Origin of the sequence: Rhizobium sp. P40RR-XXII, assembly GCF_012641405.1 — a bacterium.
Classification (GTDB): domain Bacteria; phylum Pseudomonadota; class Alphaproteobacteria; order Rhizobiales; family Rhizobiaceae; genus Rhizobium.
The window spans coordinates 1-21434 of sequence record NZ_JABAII010000015.1; the positions used below are offsets into that span (position 1 = coordinate 1).

Below are 21434 nucleotides of genomic sequence, written 5' to 3' on the forward strand. Positions count from 1 at the left end.
CGTTCGCGAAGATCTTCGGAATATGGTTGGGTCATCCCTGCCGACCGTCCTTTCCCGGTAGGAACAGAGAATCATATCTCAGCTGATTTGCGAACCTGCGATTCTGAGAAATCGAAGCGTGCTCTAGGCGCCGCAAATCGTCGATGACGGTTCGCGAAAAGCCTTAGGCACGCTTCGTCAGCGGAAAGCGTTCCTTCAACAGACGTATCACCGAATCGGAGCCCATCGGCGGCCCGAAGATGAAGCTCTGTCCGTAGCTGCAACCGATCTTGGCAAGCTCCAAGGCATCCTCTTCGGATTCGATTCCTTCGGCGACGACGCGCATGTTGAGTTCGCGCGCCATGGAAATGACCGAGCGCAGCAGAACGGCCTTCTTGTCGCTGTCGTCGCGAACCATGGCCTTGTCGAGCTTGATCGTGTCGAAGGGGAAGCGGGTGAGATAGGCGAGCGACGAATAGCCGGTGCCGAAATCGTCGAGCGCGAGGCCGATGCCGGCGTCGCGCAGCTTGTTGAGCACGAGCCGAGCCTGTTCCGGGTTTTCCATCACCTGCGATTCCGTCAGCTCCAGCTTGATACGGCTCGGATCGCAATGGGTCTTGGCGAGCAGGGCACGGATATCGTCGTAAAGCTCGTTGTTGAGCAGCTGCACGCTGGAAAGATTGATGGAGACGAACAGTGGCAGATCGCCAGTCTGTCGCTGCCAGGCCTTCAGGTCGTTGGTCGCCTGTTCGAGCGCGAACATGCCGAGCGGGCCGATGATGTCGGAAGCCTCCGCGATCGGAATGAATTCCGTCGGCGGAATATTGCCGCGCTTGGGATGCTCCCAGCGCATCAGCGCCTCGAAGCCCGCGACCTCGGCATCTTCCAGGCGGACGATCGGCTGATAGACCAGCGAAAGTTCCTTGCGCTCGACGGCGCGGCGCAGATCGGTTTCGAGCTGCAGCCGGTCGGTGCCGAAGCTGCGGAAGGCCGGCTGGAACGGCTCGACGCGATTGCCGCCGGCGCGTTTGGCGCGGTACATGGCAAGTTCCGCATCGCTCAGCATGCCGGCCGCATTTTCCTGCTGGTCGACCCACGACGTTAGCCCGACCGATGCCGTCAGGATGATTTCGCGATTGGCGAAATTGATCGGCACCATGATTGCCTTGCTGATCGCGTCGGCAAAATCCGCAACCTTGGCCGGATCGCGTTCGGAAACGAGGATGAGCCCGAACTGGTCGCCCGAAAGGCGAGCGAGTGTATCCTGCGGCTTCATCAGGCGGCGAAGGCGCCGCGTCAGCGCGATGAGAATATTGTCACCAGCCGCGAAGCCGAGCGTATCGTTGACGAGCTTGTAGCGGTCGATGTCGATGACCATCACGGTCGGCCGGAGCTGATTGCTATCCGACGCGAGCGTCAGAACGGCCTGCAGCCGGTCGAGGAAGACCTGGCGGTTCGGCAATCCGGTGAGATTGTCGTGCACGGCGTCGTGCAGCAGCCGCTCGACCGAATTCTTCTGCTCGGTGATATCGACGATCGTGCCGACGCAGCGAATGATCTCGCCGTTCGACCCAAGCACCGGCCGGGCGCGGATCGACAGCCAGTGGAAATGCCCATCCTCCGCGCGAATGCGGAATTCGTGGTTCAGTCGGCCCCGACGGTGTTCCAGCAGCACGTCAAGCGTTGCGCGGAAACGATCTCGATCGTCTGGGTGCAGCCGCGGCAGCCAGTTGCGCGCGGCGCCGTGCATGGTGCCCGGCGAAAGGCCGAGCTTCATCGAGATATCGGGAGTCGTCACCACGCGGTCGCGCGCCACGTCCCAGTCCCAGACGGTGTCGCCGGAACCTGTGAGCGCCAGGGATTGACGCTCGAGATCCGAGAACAAGCCCTGCTGGAAGGCACCGCCGGCAAAGGCGTGCTGCATGACGGTGAAGCCGATCAGCAGGACGATGAGCACAAGGCCGCCGCCGAGTGCGGGCTGGATGATGTCGTTGTCGAGCTTGCCCATGACCGTCATCCAGGCTCCGAACAGCCAGACGAGGATCAGAGCCCAGGCAGGCACGAGCAGGATGGCGCGATCATAGCGGCTGAAGCCGAGATAGATGATGAGCAGCAGGCCGGCCGTCGCCGTCAGCGCCAGCGACAGCCGCGCGATACCGGCCGCGATCGACGGATCGTAGATCGCGACGCCGAAGAGCAGGGCAAGGCCGAGAACCCAGGCAAGCGTCACGTAGCCGAGATGCGCATGCCAGCGATTGAGATTGAGATAGGTGAACAGGAAGATCACCAGGCTCGATGCGAGCGCCACCTCCGCGCAGGCGCGCCATATTCGCTGGTCGCTCGACGTGATGCTGATGAGCTTGCCGAGGAAGCCGAAATCCACGCAGATATAGCCGAGCACCGCCCAGGCGAGTGCCGCCGTCGCCGGCAGCATCGACGTGCCCTTGACCACAAAAAGGATGGTCAGGAACACGGCCAGCAGCCCGGCAATGCCGAGCACGATGCCGCGATAGAGCGTGAAGGCGTTGACCGTATCCTTGTAGGCGTTCGGTTCCCAGAGATAGAGCTGCGGCAGGTTCGGCGACGAAAGCTCGGCAACGAAGGTGACGACGGCGCCGGGGTTCAGCGTGATGCGGAAGACATCGGCCTCGTCGCTCGGCTGACGGTCGAGCGCGAAACCTTCGCTCGGCGTAATGGCGACGATGCGCTGCGAGCCGAGATCGGGCCAGAAGACCTTAGAATTCACCAGACGGAAATGCGGCGCGACGATGACGCGCTCCAGCTGCTCTTCCGAGACATTGGCGAGCGCGAAGACGGCCCAGTCACCTTGATGGTTCGGTGAGGAGGATCGTACCTCAATGCGGCGCCGGATGCCGTCGGCTCCGGCCGCAGTCGAGACCTGAAAGGCTTCGCCCTGGTTGGTGTAGATCTCCGTCGTCGCCGTCAGGTCGAGGGCGGTATCGTCGCGCGAAATCTTCACGGGCTCCGCCGCATGCGCCATACCGGCGATCAACAGCAGCATGGTGGCCGCAAGCGTGGCGATCAGCGCGGATAGCCGCGGGGCCATCGGCCACGTCTGCGTGAATCCGGTGATCATCGCTGGTCGAAGCTTCGGTTCGGGTTGGTGTCGGATGCCAACCTTGAAAACATCACATGGTCGCGCCACTGACCGTTGATTTTAAGATAACCGCGCAAATGACCTTCCCGCTGGAAACCGGCTTTTTCCAAAAGCCGCATGCTACGCTCATTGTCCGGAATACAGGCTGCTTCAATACGGTGCAACTCAAGTCCGGAAAAGATATAGGGTATAACCAATTGAAGTGCGGCGAACATATGGCCCTGACCGGAATAGCGCTCGCCCATCCAATATCCGATCATGCAGCTCTGCGCAGCACCGCGGCGAATATAGCCGATCGTAATCCCGCCAACCAGCGTCATGTTTTCCCTGAGGAAGATGAATAGCGGTATGGCCTGGCCGGAACTATATTCCTGCTTTCCGCGGATGATGCGTGCCCGATAGGCGCCCTCCGTAAGCTCGTCATGCCGCCAGGTCGGCTCCCAGGGTTCCAGGAAGCGGCGGCTCTCCGCCCGGAGCCTGTGCCATTGGTTGAAATCGGAGTAGCGCGGCAGGCGCAGCAAATATGTGTCGTTTTCGAGTTCAACCGCGTCCGGATGACGTGAGAGAAACCGAAAGACAGATTTTTGCATGCCGCCAAGCACTCCCCCGAGAATTGAACCCATAGGCTCGCGGCGTGCCCTTAGCCGCTTGCGCTTTTGGAAGCGGGGGCTGGCGACGACAGCGACGTGACGATGTCTTCCATCGGTGCAAGCTGCTCCAGCGGCCCGATCGCCGAAAGCGTCGGTACTGTATCGAAGAACAGCCGGCCGGCAAGATCCGTCAGGCGGTCGATGGTGATGCCTTCCAGGCGTTCCAGCATCTCCTGGTTCGGGATGGGGCGGCCGTAAAGCATCATCTGCCGGGCGACCTGGCCGGCGCGGGCGGCTGGACTTTCCTGGCCCATCAGCAATTGTGCGCGGATCTGGGCGCGGGCGCGCTCGATTTCCTGCTGCTGGATGTCATGGGAAGACTTGCGCAGCTCGTCGACGATGACGGGCAGCAATTCCGGCAGGTTCTCGCCGCCGGTGGCGGCATGGATGCCGAAGATGCCGGTGTCGGAGAAGCCCCAGTGGAAGGCATAGACCGAATAACAGAGCCCGCGGAACTCGCGCACTTCCTGGAACAGGCGCGATGACATGCCGCCGCCGAGGATGTTGGCGAGGATCTGCGAACAATAGAAATCGCGGGTATGATAGGCACGGCCTTCGAAGCCAAGCAGGATCTGCGCATCCATCAAGTCGCGCGTTTCCCGGATGTTGCCGCCGATGTAGCGGGCTGGCTCGATAACGGGCGGAGCGGACGGTTTCGCCGGCAGGCTGGAGAAGCGCTCCTCGACCTGACGCACGAAGCTTTCATGGTCGACCGCGCCGGCCGCCACCACGAACATGCGGTCGGTCGTGTAGTTGCGGCCGAGGTAATGGCGGATCTGTTCCGGCGAGAAGGAGACGACGGTTTCCGGCGTGCCGAGAATGGCGCGCCCGAGCGTCTGTCCACGATAGGCGACTTCGGAAAATTTGTCGAAGACGACATCGTCAGGCGTGTCGTTCGCGGCGTTGATTTCCTGCAGGATCACCTGCTTTTCGCGGGCCAGTTCTTCCTCGTCGAAGGCGGACTCGGTCAGGATATCGGCAAGGATATCGACGGCGAGCGGCACGTGATCCTTCAGAACGCGGGCATAATAGGAAGTGGTTTCGGTCGAGGTGGCAGCGTTGACTTCGCCGCCGACATTCTCGATTTCCTCGGCGATCTCGCGGGCGGTGCGCCGTCCCGTGCCCTTGAACGCCATATGCTCGAGCAGATGCGCAATACCGTGTTCTGCTTCCGTCTCGTTACGCGAACCCGATTTGATCCAAACGCCGAGTGCCACGCTTTCAAGGTGTGGCATCGATTGGGTTGCTACTGTCAGCCCGGACGCAAGCCGGGTGCACTCCACTGTCATCGCTTGTCTTTCCGCGTCTGTTATTCCCCGGTCCGGGCGTGCTTGCCGATAAAGCCTTCAACGGCTTTAAGTTCCGGATCGAGAATGTCGAAACGCTCCTCCCTGGTCATCAGACCAGCAAGCCACGTCGGAAGCGCCGGGTCAATACCGGATGCGGATTTTACTGCGGCGGGGAATTTTGCGGGATGCGCGGTGGCAAGTGTCACCATCGGGCTGCTGGGGCGCTCGTTCTTCGCGGCGACGAAAGCACCGATCGCCGTATGCGGGTCGAGCAGATAGCCCGTATCCGCGAGGGTTTTGCGGATCGTTTCGGCCACCTGCTTTTCGCTGGCGCGCCCGGCGCGGAAGTCTTTCTTGATGAATTTCAGGGCCTCTTCGCTGATCGAAAAGCCGTTCGATTGCTTCAGGCTTTCCATGGCGGCGCGGACCTTGGACGCGTCGCGGCCGTTGGCCTCGAACAGCAGCCGTTCGAAGTTGGAGGAGATCTGGATATCCATCGACGGCGAGGTGGTGGCCTTGACGGAACGCATTTCGTAGCGGCCGGTCTTCAGCATGCGCGCCAGGATATCGTTCTCGTTGGTGGCGATGACTAGGCGCTCGATCGGCAAGCCCATGCGCTTGGCGACGTAGCCCGCGAAAATATCGCCGAAATTGCCCGTTGGCACGGTGAAGGAAATCTTCCGGTCCGGGCCGCCAAGGGCGACTGCGGTGGTGAAATAATAGACCACCTGCGCCATGATTCGCGCCCAGTTGATGGAATTGACACCGGAAAGCTTGACCTTGTCGCGGAAGGCGGCGTCGTTGAACATGGCTTTGACGAGGTTCTGGCAGTCGTCGAAATTGCCCTTGACCGCCAGCGCGTGAACATTGGCCGCCGTCGAGGTGGTCATCTGCCGCTGCTGTACCGGCGAAACCTTCCCATGCGGGAAGAGAATGAAGATATCGGTGCGTTCGCGGCCGGCGAAGGCGTCGATCGCGGCACCACCGGTGTCGCCTGATGTGGCGCCGACGATGGTGGCCCGCTGGCCGCGCTTTTCCAACGCGTAGTCCATCAGTCGTGCCAGCAATTGCATGGCGACATCCTTGAAGGCGAGCGTCGTGCCGTGGAAGAGTTCCATGACGAAACTGTTCGGCCCGGTCTGGACGAGCGGTGTGACCGCGGGGTGCCGGAAGGTGGCGTAGGCATCGTCGATCATGCCGCGGAAGACGTCGGCCGGGATCTCGCCATTGGTGAAGGGGGAGAGGACCGCGAAAGCGACGTCCTGGTAGCTTTTGCCGCGAAAGGCGCGGATTTCCTTCTTCGTCAGGGCAGGCCATTCACGGGGAACATAGAGCCCGCCGTCGCGAGCAAGGCCGGCCAGGAGGGCGTCGCAGAAGCCAAGGGCAGGGGCTTCTCCCCGCGTTGAGATATAGTCCACGGTCTTAGAATTCCTTTGGTCGCAAAATTGCCTGAGTGATCGATTGAGAGGGTAGTGGAACGAAGCGACGGCGGCCTGTCTTTTTGCGTCGGATCAGCCGCGTGGTTTTCGCGTTTGCGCAAGGCGCGTGGGATCGGCGCCATGTGGCGGCTGTCTATGGCAATGTGTCGATCTCGAAAAGTGAGCCAAAACGGTGTCTACCCAATCGATTTTTTGCTGCGTCGCTGGTATAGACCATCGCCAAGTGTCATAAAAGGCCCGTTTAATAGGCTGCAGGCCGATAATGTGAAATATCTGGAGAGGGTGGAATAATAGTGTTTGGCAAGGTTTCGCGTCGTCTTTTCTCCGCTTCGCTTCTGGCATTGCTGACGGGTTGCAGCACTCTCGGTATCGGCGGCAATAGTGAAAAACAGCCGGCAACGGACGTAACGGTAGCACCGCAGGCGAGCCCCGCGACCGCGGCTCCGACCGGTGGTCAGACCTATGTCGCCGGCAAATGCCCGCAGGCGGTCATTCGCGACGAAGATTCGGTCTATCGCGTTTACGCTAAGGGCGCCAAGGATGATCCGAACCAGCTGGCCTATCAGGCCTCGCTCGCGCAGGCGACGCGCCAGTGCACAAGCGACGGCGCCAGCCTCGGCATTCATGTCGTCGCGCAAGGGCGCCTCGTTGCCGGCCCGACGGGCAGTTCCGGCAAGGTCACCTTGCCCATCCACGTTGCCGTCATGGACAATGATAATGCCCTTTACAGCAAGACCATCATGTACACGGCGGAAATTCCGCCGGGTGAGACCACGGCACAATTCCTCTTCACCGATGACGATATCCAGGTTGCCGGCGGTTCCGGCGGCTTCACGATCGTCCAGATCGGCTTCGAACAGGGTCCGCAGAAGCCTGTAAAGGGTGAGAAGCCGGCCCGTAAGAAGCGTCACTAAGGTTGGGGTCAGGCAGTAGGCAGTAGGCAGTAGGCAGTAGGCAGTAGGCAGTAGGCAGTAGTAAAAGACACCTTGTCCCCTTGCTGCCGTCGGCACTATAGCCGCAACATTTATTGCCTATTGCCTATTGCCTATTGCCTCAGAGCACGCCGTCCCATTCTGCGAGCGCCATGACGACGCCGGGCAGGTCGGCCATGCGGCTGACGACGGTTTCGGCGCCGGCATCCGTCAGACGGTCGGCATGGGAAGGATAGGTATGCGACGCGCCGGTGAAGCCGATGACGCGCATGCCGGCGGCGCGTGCGGCCTGGACGCCATGAACGGAATCTTCGACGACGATCGTGTTGGCGGGGCTGACATTCATCTGCTTGGCGCCGTGCAGGAAGATATCCGGCTTCGGCTTCACGCGGTCGGCGCCGAGATCCTTGGCGGAGTAGATATGCGGCGCAAAGAACTTGATGTAGCCGACCTTGGTCAACATCATGTCGAGACGTTCGGAGCTGGAGTTCGAGCAGATGCAGCGTGGCATCGGCAGCCGTGACAGCGCCAGCGGAACGCCTGATATCGCCTGAACCTCATTGGCAAGCTTCAGGTCGAGCAATTTCTCCGACTTGTCGAGTAGCGACGCGGAGAGCGGGATACTTGCCTCGCGCTCGACTTCGAACAGGATGTTGCGCCAGGTCATGCCGGCGAAGCGCTCGCCCATTTCCTCGGCGCTGATCGGGTAGCCGGCATCGGTCAGCAGTTTCGATTCGACCCGTGCCGCGATGATTTCCGAATCGACCAGAACGCCGTCGCAGTCGAAGATGATGAGGTCGAAGCCATTGCTCATGAGAAGTGCTGCCTTTGATATGGGCTGAAGTCGGCATGCTTCGCGGAAGGCCGTCGGTGGTTCGGAGCATGCTCTGGAAAATGACCGTGGGGCTTTACACGATCTGTCGCCAAAGCTCAACCAATTGACGGGCATGGCTGCGCTGCAGTGAGCGAAAGGGTCGAAATGCGCAAAAGAAGTGATGACCGTTGCTTGCCGCTCGACATCCGGCAGGCCCGCCTTTAAGGATCGGCCATGGCCAAGGAGCGCGACGACACCATTGCCAGCCGCATCAGCCGGGTGCTTGCCGACCGCATCATCCGCGGCGAGATCGCGCCCGATGCCCGCCTGCGGCAGGATCACATCGCCGCAGAATTCGGTACCAGCCACGTGCCCGTGCGCGAAGCGTTCCGGCGGCTGGAGGCGCAAGGGCTGGCGATCAGCTTGCCGCGCCGCGGCGTTCGCGTCGCCTCTTTCGATCTCAAGGAAGTCCGCGAGGTCGCCGAAATGCGGGCGGCGCTCGAGGGCCTTGCGCTCAAGCATGCGGCCCCGCACCTGACGCCTGCCATTCTCGACGAGGCCGAGCAGGCGACACGCGACGGCGATGCCGCCGGCGATGTCCGCGCCTGGGAGGAGGCCAATCGCCGCTTCCACCGCCTGATCCTGGCGCCCTGCGGCATGGTGCGCCTGCTGGCCGCCATCGATGACCTGCATGCCGCCAGCGCCCGCTTTCTCTTCTCCGCCTGGCAATCCGGCTGGGAGAAGCGCACGGATCACGACCACCGCGCTATTCTGGCGGCGTTGCGCCAAGGGCGGGCCGATGAGGCAGCCGCGATTCTGCAGAAACATGTGCAATGGATCGGCCGCGCGCCGGTTCGCACACCGTCCGGATCGACCCGCGAAGCGTTCGCAATCGTCGGCTAAAAATTATAGATAGTTTCTTCGGTGTATTACTGGACGTGTTTCGATCGGCAATTCATTTCGTCTTCCGAGTGAGGCCGTTTTTGATTTGACCTCAGCTGCAATGTACCTCGCGACAGTTCAAAGCGTATCATCCAGCTGGGGCTGCTCGATATCTTCACCCAATTCGACAGGAAAGAGCGCCAGGAAGCGGCGCTCCCCCTCGGGCGTGAAGAAGATCGAGCGGCTGTTTTCGGTTCGTCGCGCCCAACCCTTGTCGAAGAAGTTTGAAAGCAGCGCCTTGCCGAGGCTGCCGGCCAGATGCGCCCGCCGCTCGCTCCAATCAAGGCAGGATCGGCAAAGCGGACGGCGGCTCGAACGCAGCCCGGATATATCGATGCCGATCGATCCCAAACGCTTCTCGCCGTCGGCCGTCACACTCAGGCCTTCGCCCATGACGGAAATCGATCCGGCCTCCACCAGGCTGTCGAGCATGCGCACGCCATAATCGCCAGCCAGATGGTCGTAGCAGATGCGCGCCTTGCGCAGGGCCGGCTCCTTCGGGCCGGGACGATGGCGGAGGTGCCCGCGGCTTGCGGCAAAACCCATGATGCCCTCAAGCAGTTTGCCGACGCGGTCGTCGGCCAGCGCGAAATAGCGATGGCGGCCCTGCTTGCGTTGCGTGAGCAGGCCGCCTGCTTCGAGCTTGGCAAGATGAGCGCTCGCGGTCTGCAGCGTCACGCCGGCCGCAGCCGCCAGTTCCGTCGCCGTCAGCGCGCGGCCGCCCATCAGCGCCGTCAGCATGTTCGCTCGTGCCGGATCGCCGATCAGCGAGCCGATCTGTGCGATGTCTGGACCTTCTTTCATACTTCGATCGTAACCGAAGCATCTTCGTCCTGCAATGTGAGAAAACACTCCCATCAGCAAAGGAGAAAGCCAATGATCACCTGTCTCATCCGCTATCAGATCGATCCGTTCAAGCAGGAAGCCTTCGCGCAATATGGCAAGGCCTGGGGCCAGATTATCCCGCGCAACGGCGCCGATCTGATCGGCTACTTCGCGCCACATGAGGGTTCGCTGACGACGGCCTATGGCATATACAACATTGAAAACCTGGCCGCCTACGAGGCCTACCGCAAGAGCCTAGCCGCCGACCCGCTGGCGCAGGCCAATCACGATTTCTCCCGTCGTGAGCGTTTCATCTTGCAGGAGAATCGTATTTTCCTGAAAAATATATCCCTGCCACATGCTCCAGGGATATCGCCATGATCGCAGTTATTTTCGAAGTCGTCCCGCATCCTGATGAACGTCAGCATTATCTCGACATTGCCGGACGGCTGCGCTCCGAACTCGAAGCCATCGATGGTTTCGTCTCCATCGAACGCTTCGAAAGCCTCAGTCAGCCGGGCAAGATCCTGTCGCTGTCCTTCTGGCGCGACGAAGCCGCCGTTCGCGAATGGCGAAACCGCGAAGCCCATCGCGCCGCGCAGAAAGCGGGCCGCAAGACGGTATTCGCCGATTATCGTTTGCGCGTCACGCAGGTCCTTCGCGATTACGGGATGACGGAACGGGACGAGGCGCCAGATGACAGCCACGCGGTGCACGACATCTAAGGCAGTTTAGCGGGATAGCACCGCCTTGCGAGCCACGCATTCCCTGGGGCTTCCTCGGGAATTTGGAAAATATGCCGCCGCTTTAGTCTTTGGTAACCAAGTTAGGTAACCATAACACTCAGTTAAGAGCATCGAGTAAGTGTAACAGAGCGAGTATCACATGGCGTCAGTTTTCCCGCTTGCCGACCTCAGGACCTCCGCAGTTCCGGGGTCCTGGATCGACACGATCATCAAGGGCGATTGCGTGGCCGCTCTTGAAGCACTGCCCAATCAGTCCGTCGACGTCATCTTCGCCGACCCGCCCTACAATCTTCAGCTTGGCGGCACGCTGCATCGACCGGACCAGTCGCTGGTCGACGCCGTCGATGACGAGTGGGACCAGTTTGCATCCTTCGAAGCCTATGACGCCTTCACCCGCGCCTGGCTGCTTGCCTGCCGCCGCGTGTTGAAGCCGACGGGCACGATCTGGGTCATCGGCTCCTATCACAATATCTTCCGCGTCGGCGCGACCATGCAGGATCTGAACTTCTGGATCCTCAACGACATCGTCTGGCGCAAGACCAATCCGATGCCGAATTTCAAGGGCCGCCGCTTCCAGAACGCGCATGAGACGATGATCTGGGCAAGTCCGAACGCCAAGGCCAAGGGCTATACCTTCAACTACGACGCCATGAAGGCCGCCAATGACGACGTGCAGATGCGCTCCGACTGGCTGTTCCCGATCTGCAGCGGCAACGAGCGGCTGAAGGGCGACGACGGCAAGAAGGTGCATCCGACGCAGAAGCCGGAAGCCTTGCTTGCCCGCGTCATCATGGCCTCGTCCAAACCCGGCGACATCATCCTCGATCCCTTCTTCGGGTCGGGCACGACGGGCGCCGTTGCCAAGCGCCTCGGCCGTCATTTCGTCGGCATCGAGCGCGAGCAGGACTATATCGATGCGGCAAGCGCCCGCATCGCCGCCGTCGAGCCGCTCGGTAAGGCGGAACTGACCGTCATGACCGGCAAGAAGGCCGAAGTGCGCGTGGCTTTCAACGTGCTCATCGAGAGCGGCATGATCAAGCCGGGCCAGGTGCTGACGGACGCGAAGCGCCGCTATAGCGCCATCGTGCGCGCCGACGGCACGGTCGCCTCCGGCGGCGAGGCCGGTTCGATTCATCGCCTCGGCGCGAAGGTCCAGGGCCTCGATGCATGCAACGGATGGATGTTCTGGCACTTCGACGACGGACGTGCCCTGCGTCCGATCGACGAACTGAGGGCTATCATCCGCAGCGATCTGGCGAAGGTGGAGTAAGCAAAGAGCGGTTCAGCTTTCCACGGAATCGCTCTATCTCTTTGTTTTCCCGCAAACATATCCGCCTTCTTCCGTCGTGTACCTCCAGTTAGGGAAGAAGGTGAAACGCCCAGGGCCTTATCGAACGAATATCGGTAAGGCCCTGGGCGTCTTTTCAGCTCCGGGTATCAGAATTCCTGATAGTCCGTAACATCGACGCGGACGATGCGGCCGTCCTCGTCGAAGGTAATCGTTTCCTCGCCTTCGCGGATCAGCGGCTTGCCGGTCTTGCTGTTGGTCGCGCGAACCGACCAGACGGCACGGCCCGAAAGCGGTGTCAGCGTCTCCACCAGGGAGTTGGATGCCGTCTGATCGGGATAGGTGTCGAAATAGCCGCGGAACGCTTCCATGATCGCCGCGCGGCCGGCAAGGCTGCCGACACCGTTGGAGACGTAGGTAGCGTCCTCGGCAAAGAAGTTCTCGATCGCCTCATAATCGAGGCGATTGATCGCGTCGTGGAACAGATCGATGCGCTCTGCGGGATCGAAGATCATCGGCTCAAACCTTTATGCCATGGGCGGTGAGATCGCTGCGCAGCTTCTCGGCGCCGGTGAAGTGAACTGCATGCCAGCCGGCAGCGCGTGCGCCTTCGACGTTCGGATAGGAATCGTCGATGAAGATCGTCGAGGCCGGATCGAGACCGAAGCTCTTGGCGTGGGTATCGTAAATCGCGACATCCGGTTTGATCAGCCCGATATCGCCGGAAACCGTAACGCCGCGCGGCTTGTTGAGGAACGGGTAGCGCAACTGGGCCTCGCGGAACGTATCGGAGGCGAAGTTGGTCAGCATCGTGACGTCGCGGCCTTCCGCGATCAATCCTTCGAAGATCGCGACGCTGTCTTCATAAGCATGCGGAACCATCTCGTGCCAATATTTGCGGAAGGCGCGAATATGCTCCTCACGCTCGGGATGTTCGGCGATCAACAGTGCCTCGGCATCTCCCCACGTGCGGCCGCGGTCCTGTTCGATGTTCCATTCGCTCGTGCAGACATTGGCGAGGAACCATTCGCGTTCGGCATCGTCCGGAATGACGTGGCTGTAGGGAATGCTCGGATCGTAATGAAGCAGAACCTTGCCGATATCGAAAACGATGTGCCGCATTTCCGTCGTCATGAATGAATTCCTGATTTTTTGTCCAAACGCATTTTTGCGAACGCATTGGGAATAGCCTGGGCGATCGCTTTTTTCATGACTGTCGGCAGCGCCTGCTCTTCAAGATTTGTAACTGGTGCCCACCATCCGTCATGGTTGTCCGTGCGCGCCGTCGTGACTGTACGCCAGATGGACAATCTCAGCTCGAAATGCGTAAAGACGTGGGTCACCGTCCCCGCCGGCTGCCAGTCGGCCGGAAAGGGGGCTGCCTCGTGGCCGGTCTCGCCGTCGATACGCGCGGTCCACCCCGTGGTGGGTACCTCCGTCATGCCGCCCAGCAAGCCGTTTTCGACGCGTCGGCGCAGAAAGATTTTGCCCTCGCCGTTGACGGCGACGAAGGCCGCGCCCTGGCGCACCGGCTTGTCCTTCTTGGCGGCTTTGACCGGAAAATGCTCGGGATCATGCCCGGCCAGCGCCTGGCAGGCACCGTTGAAGGGACAGAGCGAACAGACCGGGCGCCTTGGCGTGCAGATCGTCGCGCCGAGATCCATCATCGCCTGGGCGAAATCGCCCGGCCGGTCTGCGGGCGTCAACAGGGCGACCTTCTGCTTCATCAACGGCTTGGCGCCGGGCAAGGGCGCCGAGATCGCGTAGAGGCGGGAAATGACGCGCTCCACATTGCCGTCCATCACCGCCGCCCGGCGATTGAATGCGATGGCGGCAACGGCGGCAGCCGTGTAGTCGCCAATGCCGGGGAGGGCGCGCAAGCCATCCTCGGTATCGGGAAAACGACCGTCATGATCGGCTGAAACGGCCTCGGCGCATTTCTTCAGGTTGCGGGCGCGGGCGTAATAGCCAAGCCCGGCCCAGGCCGCCATGACGTCATCGTTCGTGGCGGCGGCGAGATCATCGACCGTCGGCCAGCGCTCCAGGAATTTCGCGAAATAGGATTTGACCGCCGGCACCGTCGTCTGCTGCAGCATCACTTCCGACAACCAGATGCGATAGGGATCGGGTTTGACGCCGCGCGCGGCCATGGGCGGCGAGACCCGCCAGGGCAGGTCGCGATGATGTCGGTCATACCAGGCAAGCAGGGATGCGGCCGTGGGGGATTCTAAAGTCGAGGTCATGATTTGCCGCGTCGAGGGGAAGTGCTCTATACTTGGCCAAGCCGCGTCGGGCGATCAAGGTCCCGGACGCATAAAGCACGCATAGAAACCTGGATGATATGAGTTATCCCCGAAAAGGCGAACGGCAGATTTCCGAGCTGACCAACAGCATCGTCGATCCGGTGCTGGCAAAGCGCGCCGGCATCAATACCACGCTGCTTGGCTGCTGGGATGAAATCGCCGGCGAAGACTTTGCCGACTGCACGCGGCCGGAAAAGATCGCCTGGGCCAAGCGAAGCGGCTCCGGCATGGACGAGCGGTTTCAGCCGGGCGTGCTGACGATCGCCTGCGAGGGCGCCCGCGCGCTATTTCTCACCCATGCGCAGGGCGAGCTGATCCAGCGCATCAACAGCTTTTTCGGATTCCATGCCGTCAATCAGATCCGCATCGTGCAGAAGCCGGTCTCGGTCGCATCCAAGCGCTCTCGTACGCCGCCGCCCCTGAAGGGCGAGGCGGCACGCAAGCTGGCTGACATGATGGATGGTATCGAGGATGAGAAGATCAGGGCCGCCGTTCAGCGTTTGGGCACGGCGATGGCTTGGAGGCGGGGTAAGGCCTGATCCAGGCTTGCTTTTGTTAATGACACTGTCATACTCGAGCAAAGTATTTGCAAGGAACTGGATATGCGAAGCAGTAGGCCGATAACGGTTACACTCGGTAATCAGCAGCGCGGTGTTGATGCGAGACTGGAATCCGGAGCATACGATTCCGCCAGCGAAGTCCTGCGCGCTGCTTTGAGGGCATTAGACCGTGAAGAAGAAGTCATAAATCAAATCATGCGCGCAAAGATCCAGGAAGCGCTTGATGACCCGCGACCCGGCAGAGATGCTGACGAGGTTTTCGATAGAATCGAAAGGATGCATGCTGAGCGAATGAAAGCAGCTGGCCGTGAAATATAGGGTTGTTTTCAGTGCTCTTGCCGAAGACGACCTTATAAATATCTATGAATTCATTGCGAAAGATAGCCCGAGCCGCGCGTTGTCGTTTATCCAACGACTACAAGAGCAGTGCAAAACACTTAAAATAATGGCCGATAGAGGCCCTCAACGTGAGAGTTTGGGGCCAGGTGTTCGGATCATGGTGTTCGAGCGGCGGGTTACCGCCGCTTACCTTATCAAGAACGAGCAAGTCGTTATTCTACGTCTCTTTTATGCTGGTCAGAATATTTCATCGACCTTGCTCGACGAGCACTAAACACGCATAGATTCTCATTTCGCCGGCAATTTAACCTCCTTGTCTTTCCCAGGTCACAATTCTTTGAAGAAAGTTGGTCAACCGTGCCTTGTTAGCGGCAAGCTGCCGTTATATCGCATGAATATTCGAAGACCTCTTTCAACGACGGGTGACTCTATGCCGATGTCCGACATGCTCTTGACCAAACGCCATCTGCTGGGCGGCTCCGCCGTTGCAGCCCTTTCCGTGGCGTTCTCTGCCTTTGCCGACACCGCATTTGCAGCAACCGCCGAAGACGAAGTGCCGCCGTCGGACGGCAATGTCGACATGAACGAAGTGCTGAAGCCCGGCCCGCTGCCGGAAATCGCATTCGGCAAGGAAGATGCCCCCGTCAAGATCGTCGAATACATGTCGCTGACCTGCCCGCACTGCGCGCATTTCGCGGTTACGACCTTCGACACGATCAAGCAGAAATACGTCGATACCGGCAAGGTTCGCTTCATCATCCGCGAATTCCCGTTCGATCCGCGTGCCGCCGCCGCCTTCATGCTGGCTCGTTGCGCCCCGCAGGAACAGTACATGCCGATGGTCGAAATGCTGTTCAAGCAGCAGATCGCCTGGGCCTCTCCGGATGTCGACGGCCGCGCCGCACTGCTGCAGATGTCGAAACTCGCTGGTTTTACTGAGGATAGCTTCACGAAATGCTTGACGAACCAGAAGCTTCTGGATGATGTCAACTCAGTACGGGAACGCGCAGCCAAGGATTTCGGCGTCAATGCAACGCCGACCTTCCTAGTCAATGGCAAGCGCTATGCAGGGGACATGTCTGTTGGTGCCATGTCGAAGCTTATCGACAGCCTGCTCTGATCCGCGCCTTTTTTCATCACAGGCGGGCGGCCGGGGTCGTGCGCCTGTGATTGTTTCTTTTGAATTCGAGTTTGGAGCGTTCGCGCTCCCCATGCCGGCATCGTGGACGGCCTTCTCCTCCCTGGGGAGAAGAGGGCACCGCCTATGAAATTCAACAGACTGAGACTTGTCGGCTTCAAATCCTTCGTCGAACCGGCGGAATTCGTCATCGAGCGCGGTCTGACCGGTGTCGTCGGCCCGAACGGTTGCGGCAAGTCCAACCTTGTCGAAGCGCTGCGCTGGGTGATGGGTGAGAATTCCTACAAGAACATGCGCGCCTCCGGCATGGACGACGTGATCTTCTCCGGATCCGGCAATCGCCCCGCCCGCAACACCGCCGAAGTCGGCCTTTACCTCGACAATAGCGACCGCACCGCGCCCGCCGCCTTCAACGACAGTGATGAAATCCAGGTGACGCGCCGCATCGAGCGCGAACAGGGCTCTATCTATCGCATCAACGGTAAGGAAGCGCGCGCTAAGGATGTGCAGCTTCTCTTTGCCGATGCCTCCACCGGCGCCCGCTCGCCGTCCATGGTCGGGCAGGGGCGTATCGGCGAGCTGATCCAGGCCAAGCCCCAGGCGAGGCGCCAGCTGTTGGAAGAGGCCGCCGGCATTTCCGGCCTGCATTCGCGCCGGCATGAAGCGGAACTGCGCCTGCGCGCCGCTGAAAGCAATCTCGAGCGGCTGGATGACGTGACATCGCAGCTCGAAAGCCAGATCGAGAGCCTGAAACGCCAGGCGCGGCAGGCCAACCGCTTCAAGACGCTCTCGGCCGAGATCCGCGCCCGTGAGGCCATGCTGCTGCATATCCGCTGGGTGCAGGCCAAGGAAGCCGAAGCCGAAGCCGATAGCGCGCTCAACCAGGCAACCGCGCTCGTCGCCGAAAAGGCGCAAATCCAGATGGAGGCGGCAAAGGCCCAGGGCATCGCCAGTTTTAAACTGCCGGAGCTGCGCGACGACGAAGCGAAGGCGGCGGCCGCCCTGCAGCGTCTGCAGATCGCCCGCTCGCAGCTGGAGGAGGATGTCAATCGCATCCTGCGGCGGCGTGATGAATTGATCCGTCGTCTGGCGCAGCTGGCCGAGGACATCAGCCGCGAGCAGCGCCTTGTCGCCGACAATGCCTCCATCCTTGCCAAGCTCGATGCCGAGGAAGCCGATCTCGCCGATATCCTCGCCGACTCCGGAAGGCTTGCCGAGGAGACGAGCGTCGCTTTCGAAGAAGCCGCCGCCAAGCTCGCCGACAGCGAGCGCATCTTTACCGCCCTGACCGCAGAACGCGCCGAGACCGCAGCCGCCCGCAATCAGCTGGAGCGCGCCATCCGCGATCTGGCCGATCGCAAGATGCGGCTCGAGCGCCAAGCCAGTGAAGCGAATGGCGAGCTTGCCGCCATCGACGAGAAGATGGCCGATTTGCCCGACCCTAGCGAAAAGCGCGACATGGTCGAGATGGCGGAGAATGTCGTTGCCGACGCGGAGGGCGAGATCCAGCGTGTCGAAGCCGTTCTCGCCAAGGCGCGCGAAACCGAGGCGTTGTCGCGTGGGCCGGTCGAACAGGCGCGGGCACGTCTGAACGCGCTCGAAACCGAAGCGCGAACCATTTCCAAAATGCTGGCGGCGGGCGATACGTCCGGTGCCTTTTCGCCGGTTGCCGAGGAGTTGCGCGTCGACCGCGGTTTCGAGACGGCGCTTGGCGCGGCACTTGGCGATGACCTGGAATCCTCGCTCGATTCCGAGGCGCCGGTCTATTGGTCCGACAATGGCAGCGGCGCGACCGATCCGGCTCTGCCGGAAGGCGTTGCCCCGTTGATCACTCATGTCGGCGCGCCGGCGGCATTGACGCGGCGCCTGCGGCAGATCGGCATCGTTTCGGTTGAAGACGCCTTGCGATTGATGCCGGCACTGAAGCCCGGACAGCGGTTGGTCACCAGGGAAGGCGCGGTCTTCCGCTGGGATGGTCATGTGACCGGCGCCGATGCACCGAGTGCCGCTGCCCTGCGGCTGGCGCAGAAGAACCGTCTCTCCGAGCTGGAAGCCGAAGTCGAGCTTGCGCGCGATATGCTTGTGGAGGCTGAAGAGCGTCTGTCGGCCGCCGCCGAGGCGATCAGGGCCGAAGAGGGACATCTGGCCACCGCCCGCGACGCCAGCCGGCTTGCGGCCCGGCATCTCGCCGAGGCGCGTGAAGCACTGGCTGCCGCCGAGCGCGCATCCGGTGATCTCATCCGCCGCCGCGATGTCGTCGTCGAGGCTGTCAGCCGGTTGCGGGAGCAGCTCGAAGATGTGGCGATGCAGGATGAGAATGCCCGCATCGAGCTGGAAGACGCACCGAATCTCGACGCCATCGATGTGAAGCTGCGCGACCAGCAGGCGGAGGTCGCGACGGATCGTGGCACCCTGGCCGAGGCCCGCGCCCGCCATGAGGGCTTGAACCGGGAAAACGAGGCGCGGCAGCGCCGCCTTCTGGCGATCCGGCACGAACGCGATACCTGGCGCCAGCGCGCGGTCAGCGCCGAGGAACATATCCAGACACTGCGCGACCGTGAAGAGGAAACGCGCGAAGAGGCGGCCGAACTTGATCTCGCCCCCGATGAATTCGACGACAAACGCCGCGCATTGATGAACGAGCTGCAGAAGGCCGAGGAGGCGCGCCGCCAGGCCGCCGACCGCCTTGCCGAAGCGGAAGTCGTTCAACGCGAGGCCGATCGTCATGCGACGACGGCTCTCTCCGAACTGGCGGAAAGCCGCGAGAAGCGTGGCCGCGTCGAGGAGCGGCTGGTCTCCGCCCGCGAGCGTCGGCAGGAGAGCGAACTGCGCATCCGTCAGGCGCTCAATGTCGAACCGCACGAGGCCATGCGCCTGACCGGCCTTTCGGCCATGCAGAACGTGCCGGATCTGCGCGAGGTCGAACGCGAGCTGGAACGGTTCAAGATCGAACGCGAGCGTCTGGGCGCCGTCAATCTGCGCGCCGAGGAGGAGAGCAAGGAGCTGACGGAGCGGCTGCAGGCCCTGATCAAGGAGCGCGATGACGTTATCGACGCCATCAGGAAGCTGCGTGGCGCGATCCAGAGCCTCAACCGCGAGGGCCGTGAACGCCTGATCGTCGCCTTCGACATCGTCAATGCGCAGTTTCAGCGCCTGTTCACCCATCTTTTCGGCGGCGGCACGGCCGAGCTGCAGCTCATCGAATCCGACGATCCGCTGGAGGCCGGTCTCGAAATCTTAGCCCGCCCGCCGGGCAAGAAGCCGCAAACCATGACGCTGCTTTCGGGCGGTGAGCAGGCGCTGACGGCCATGGCGCTGATCTTTGCGGTGTTCCTCACCAATCCCGCGCCGATCTGCGTTCTGGACGAAGTGGATGCGCCGCTCGACGACCACAATGTCGAGCGCTACTGCAATCTCATGGACGAGATGGCGGCCTCTACCGAGACCCGCTTCGTGGTCATCACCCACAATCCCATCACCATGGCCCGCATGAATCGTCTCTTCGGCGTGACCATGGCGGAGCAGGGCGTCTCGCAGCTCGTCTCCGTCGACCTGCAGACCGCCGAACGGCTGCGCGAAATCGCCTGAGAGCGCCCTGCGAACGATGATAAAACTGTTCTCTTATCGACAGGAAATTGCCGTCTTGGCTGCCGTACAGCCCTAAAGCGTGCTAGTTTTGTTTTTCGATCAACAACATGGGCGCTGATCCGCCCGGAAGGGAAGTATGTCTGGTTCGACTGGCGGCATTTTCGATTTCCTCGGAATACTTGCTGTATTGCTGCTCGTTGCCGCCAATGGCTTTTTCGTTGCGGCGGAGTTTTCGTTGGTTTCCGTTCGCCGCAGCCGCGTGACGGAACTGGTTACCGAAGGGCGAATGAACGCCAAGTCGCTGCAGAAGGCGGTCGACAATCTCGACGCCAATCTGGCGGCCACGCAGCTCGGCATCACGATCTCGTCGCTCGCCCTCGGTTGGGTCGGTGAACCCGCCCTTGCTCATCTGCTGGAGCCGCTGCTCGATTTTCTCCCCGGAACATGGGCTGCGGCCAGCTCCCATGCCATTGCCGTCGCCATTTCCTTCATCATCATCACCGCGCTGCACATTGTCCTCGGCGAGCTTGCACCGAAAAGCCTGGCGTTGCAGCGCAGCGAGGGCACCGCTTTGGGCGTGGTGCGGCCGCTTGGTCTTTTCCTTTTCCTGCTTCGTCCCGCGATCACCGTCCTTAACGGTCTTGGCAATCTTGTTCTGCGCCTTTTCGGGCTGCAGCCAGGGGCAGGCGAGGGGTCGCTGCATTCGCCCGCCGAAATCAAGCTTTTGATCGCCGAAAGCCAGGAAGCCGGGCTGCTGGAGCAAGCGCAGCAGGATCTGGTCGAGCGCGTCTTCAATATCGGCAATCGTGACGTCTCCAACATCATGACGCCACGTCTGGAGGTCGATTGGATCGATGCTGACGATACGCCGGCGGAGATGCAGAAGACCATTCGCGAAAGCCGTTTCGAGCAGCTTCTCGTCGCCCGTGGATCGATCGACGAGCCGATCGGCATGATCCTGAAAAAGGATCTTCTCGATCAGCTTCTGAACGGCGAGCCGCTGAACCCCATGGCCGTCATCCGCCAGCCGCTGGTCGTGCATGAAGCGACGGCGGTCTTCAAGGTGCTCGAAAGCTTCAAGCGCGCGCCCGTCCGCCTCGCAATGGTAATCGATGAATATGGCAGCCTGGAAGGTATCGTCACGCAGACGGACCTGCTGGAAGCCATCGCCGGCGATCTGCCTGATATGGACAACGATACGCCCGATGTCGTCGAGCGTGCCGACGGATCTCTGCTGATGGAAGGCATGATGCCGGTCTACGATGCCTTTGCGCGGCTGGGGCTGCGCTTCAGCGAAGAGGACGTCAATTTTCATACGCTGGCGGGCTTTGCCCTCTACCAGCTCGGCCAGCTGCCCGAAGTGGGCGAAAGCTTTTCCTTCGGCGGCTGGCATTTCGAGATCGTCGATCTCGACGGCATGCGCATCGACAAAATCCTAGCCCAGCGCGAGCCGCAAGCTTAGCCGCCAAGCCGTACTGAATTGA

The 21434-nt window shown here is 61.2% G+C and carries 20 protein-coding genes; 11 read left to right on the forward strand and 9 right to left on the reverse strand.

Annotated features, from left to right (window positions below):
• Positions 1-163 precede the first annotated feature (163 nt).
• The 4 genes from HGP16_RS24145 to thrC are packed head-to-tail and all read right to left on the reverse strand — an operon-like array spanning position 164 to position 6454.
• Positions 164-3076, reverse strand: a complete 2913-nt coding sequence (locus HGP16_RS24145; RefSeq protein WP_168842527.1) for an EAL domain-containing protein — start codon at positions 3074-3076, stop codon at positions 164-166.
• Complete coding sequence (locus tag HGP16_RS24150; RefSeq protein WP_168842528.1) at positions 3073-3687, reverse strand: GNAT family N-acetyltransferase; 615 nt, start codon at positions 3685-3687, stop codon at positions 3073-3075. Before HGP16_RS24150 ends, HGP16_RS24145 begins: the two co-directional genes overlap by 4 nt.
• Positions 3688-3737: 50 nt before the next feature.
• On the reverse strand, positions 3738-5036 hold the full coding sequence (locus tag HGP16_RS24155) for a pitrilysin family protein (RefSeq protein WP_168842529.1): 1299 nt from the start codon (positions 5034-5036) through the stop codon (positions 3738-3740).
• A 20-nt stretch (positions 5037-5056) separates the two neighbouring features.
• Positions 5057-6454: a threonine synthase gene (gene thrC / locus HGP16_RS24160; RefSeq protein ID WP_168842530.1), complete on the reverse strand. Its 1398-nt coding sequence runs from the start codon at positions 6452-6454 to the stop codon at positions 5057-5059.
• Positions 6455-6768: 314 nt separating this feature from the next.
• On the opposite strand from thrC, the gene HGP16_RS24165 reads away from it, so the two are divergent.
• Positions 6769-7389 carry a hypothetical protein gene (locus HGP16_RS24165; protein ID WP_168842531.1) on the forward strand — a complete coding sequence of 207 codons (621 nt, stop codon included), beginning with the start codon at positions 6769-6771 and terminating at the stop codon, positions 7387-7389.
• Between the two features lie 139 nt (positions 7390-7528).
• Here the strand turns inward: HGP16_RS24165 and HGP16_RS24170 are convergent, their stop codons facing one another.
• On the reverse strand, positions 7529-8221 hold the full coding sequence (locus HGP16_RS24170) for an HAD family hydrolase (protein WP_168842532.1): 693 nt from the start codon (positions 8219-8221) through the stop codon (positions 7529-7531).
• A gap of 234 nt (positions 8222-8455) precedes the next feature.
• Between HGP16_RS24170 and HGP16_RS24175 the strand changes: the two genes are divergently transcribed.
• Positions 8456-9124 (forward strand): GntR family transcriptional regulator, encoded by a 669-nt coding sequence (locus HGP16_RS24175; RefSeq protein WP_168842533.1) that lies wholly within the window; start codon positions 8456-8458, stop codon positions 9122-9124.
• A 117-nt stretch (positions 9125-9241) separates the two neighbouring features.
• On the opposite strand, the gene HGP16_RS24180 is transcribed toward HGP16_RS24175, so the two are convergent.
• A complete protein-coding gene (locus HGP16_RS24180) occupies positions 9242-9967 on the reverse strand; it encodes a helix-turn-helix transcriptional regulator (RefSeq protein WP_168842534.1) in 726 nt (241 codons plus the stop codon).
• A 72-nt stretch (positions 9968-10039) separates the two neighbouring features.
• Here HGP16_RS24180 and HGP16_RS24185 point away from each other — a divergent pair, with 72 nt between their 5' ends.
• From HGP16_RS24185 to HGP16_RS24195, 3 genes are all read left to right on the forward strand, one after another.
• Positions 10040-10369: an NIPSNAP family protein gene (locus HGP16_RS24185; protein WP_168842535.1), complete on the forward strand. Its 330-nt coding sequence runs from the start codon at positions 10040-10042 to the stop codon at positions 10367-10369.
• Entirely contained in the window at positions 10366-10713 is a 348-nt protein-coding gene (locus tag HGP16_RS24190) for an antibiotic biosynthesis monooxygenase (RefSeq protein WP_168842536.1), read from the forward strand. The genes HGP16_RS24185 and HGP16_RS24190 overlap by 4 nt, the downstream gene beginning before the upstream one ends.
• Before the next feature lie 160 nt (positions 10714-10873).
• The gene (locus HGP16_RS24195) at positions 10874-12004 is read left to right on the forward strand and encodes a site-specific DNA-methyltransferase (protein ID WP_168842537.1); all 1131 of its coding nucleotides are present in this window, start codon (positions 10874-10876) and stop codon (positions 12002-12004) included.
• Positions 12005-12171: 167 nt separating this feature from the next.
• Here the strand turns inward: HGP16_RS24195 and HGP16_RS24200 are convergent, their stop codons facing one another.
• Genes HGP16_RS24200 through mutY form a run of 3 tightly spaced genes read right to left on the reverse strand, consistent with a single transcriptional unit; the run spans position 12172 to position 14265 of the window.
• The gene (locus HGP16_RS24200; RefSeq protein ID WP_168842538.1) at positions 12172-12537 is read right to left on the reverse strand and encodes a nuclear transport factor 2 family protein; all 366 of its coding nucleotides are present in this window, start codon (positions 12535-12537) and stop codon (positions 12172-12174) included.
• 4 nt (positions 12538-12541) lie between these two features.
• Positions 12542-13156 carry an HAD family hydrolase gene (locus HGP16_RS24205; RefSeq protein WP_168842539.1) on the reverse strand — a complete coding sequence of 205 codons (615 nt, stop codon included), beginning with the start codon at positions 13154-13156 and terminating at the stop codon, positions 12542-12544.
• Entirely contained in the window at positions 13153-14265 is a 1113-nt protein-coding gene (gene mutY, locus HGP16_RS24210; protein WP_205926577.1) for an A/G-specific adenine glycosylase, read from the reverse strand. Before mutY ends, HGP16_RS24205 begins: the two co-directional genes overlap by 4 nt.
• Before the next feature lie 98 nt (positions 14266-14363).
• On the opposite strand from mutY, the gene HGP16_RS24215 reads away from it, so the two are divergent.
• The 6 genes from HGP16_RS24215 to HGP16_RS24240 all read left to right on the forward strand — a co-directional run bounded on the left by HGP16_RS24215 (position 14364) and on the right by HGP16_RS24240 (position 21412).
• Positions 14364-14864, forward strand: a complete 501-nt coding sequence (locus tag HGP16_RS24215) for a DUF721 domain-containing protein (RefSeq protein WP_168842540.1) — start codon at positions 14364-14366, stop codon at positions 14862-14864.
• A 63-nt stretch (positions 14865-14927) separates the two neighbouring features.
• Positions 14928-15203, forward strand: a complete 276-nt coding sequence (locus tag HGP16_RS24220) for a type II toxin-antitoxin system ParD family antitoxin (protein ID WP_168842541.1) — start codon at positions 14928-14930, stop codon at positions 15201-15203.
• Positions 15193-15498 carry a type II toxin-antitoxin system RelE/ParE family toxin gene (locus tag HGP16_RS24225; RefSeq protein ID WP_168842542.1) on the forward strand — a complete coding sequence of 102 codons (306 nt, stop codon included), beginning with the start codon at positions 15193-15195 and terminating at the stop codon, positions 15496-15498. The genes HGP16_RS24220 and HGP16_RS24225 overlap by 11 nt, the downstream gene beginning before the upstream one ends.
• Positions 15499-15654: 156 nt before the next feature.
• Complete coding sequence (locus HGP16_RS24230) at positions 15655-16344, forward strand: DsbA family protein (protein WP_168842543.1); 690 nt, start codon at positions 15655-15657, stop codon at positions 16342-16344.
• A gap of 144 nt (positions 16345-16488) precedes the next feature.
• Positions 16489-19950: a chromosome segregation SMC family protein gene (locus HGP16_RS24235; protein WP_168842544.1), complete on the forward strand. Its 3462-nt coding sequence runs from the start codon at positions 16489-16491 to the stop codon at positions 19948-19950.
• Between the two features lie 136 nt (positions 19951-20086).
• Positions 20087-21412 (forward strand): hemolysin family protein, encoded by a 1326-nt coding sequence (locus tag HGP16_RS24240; RefSeq protein ID WP_168842545.1) that lies wholly within the window; start codon positions 20087-20089, stop codon positions 21410-21412.
• The last annotated feature ends 22 nt before the right edge of the window (positions 21413-21434 follow it).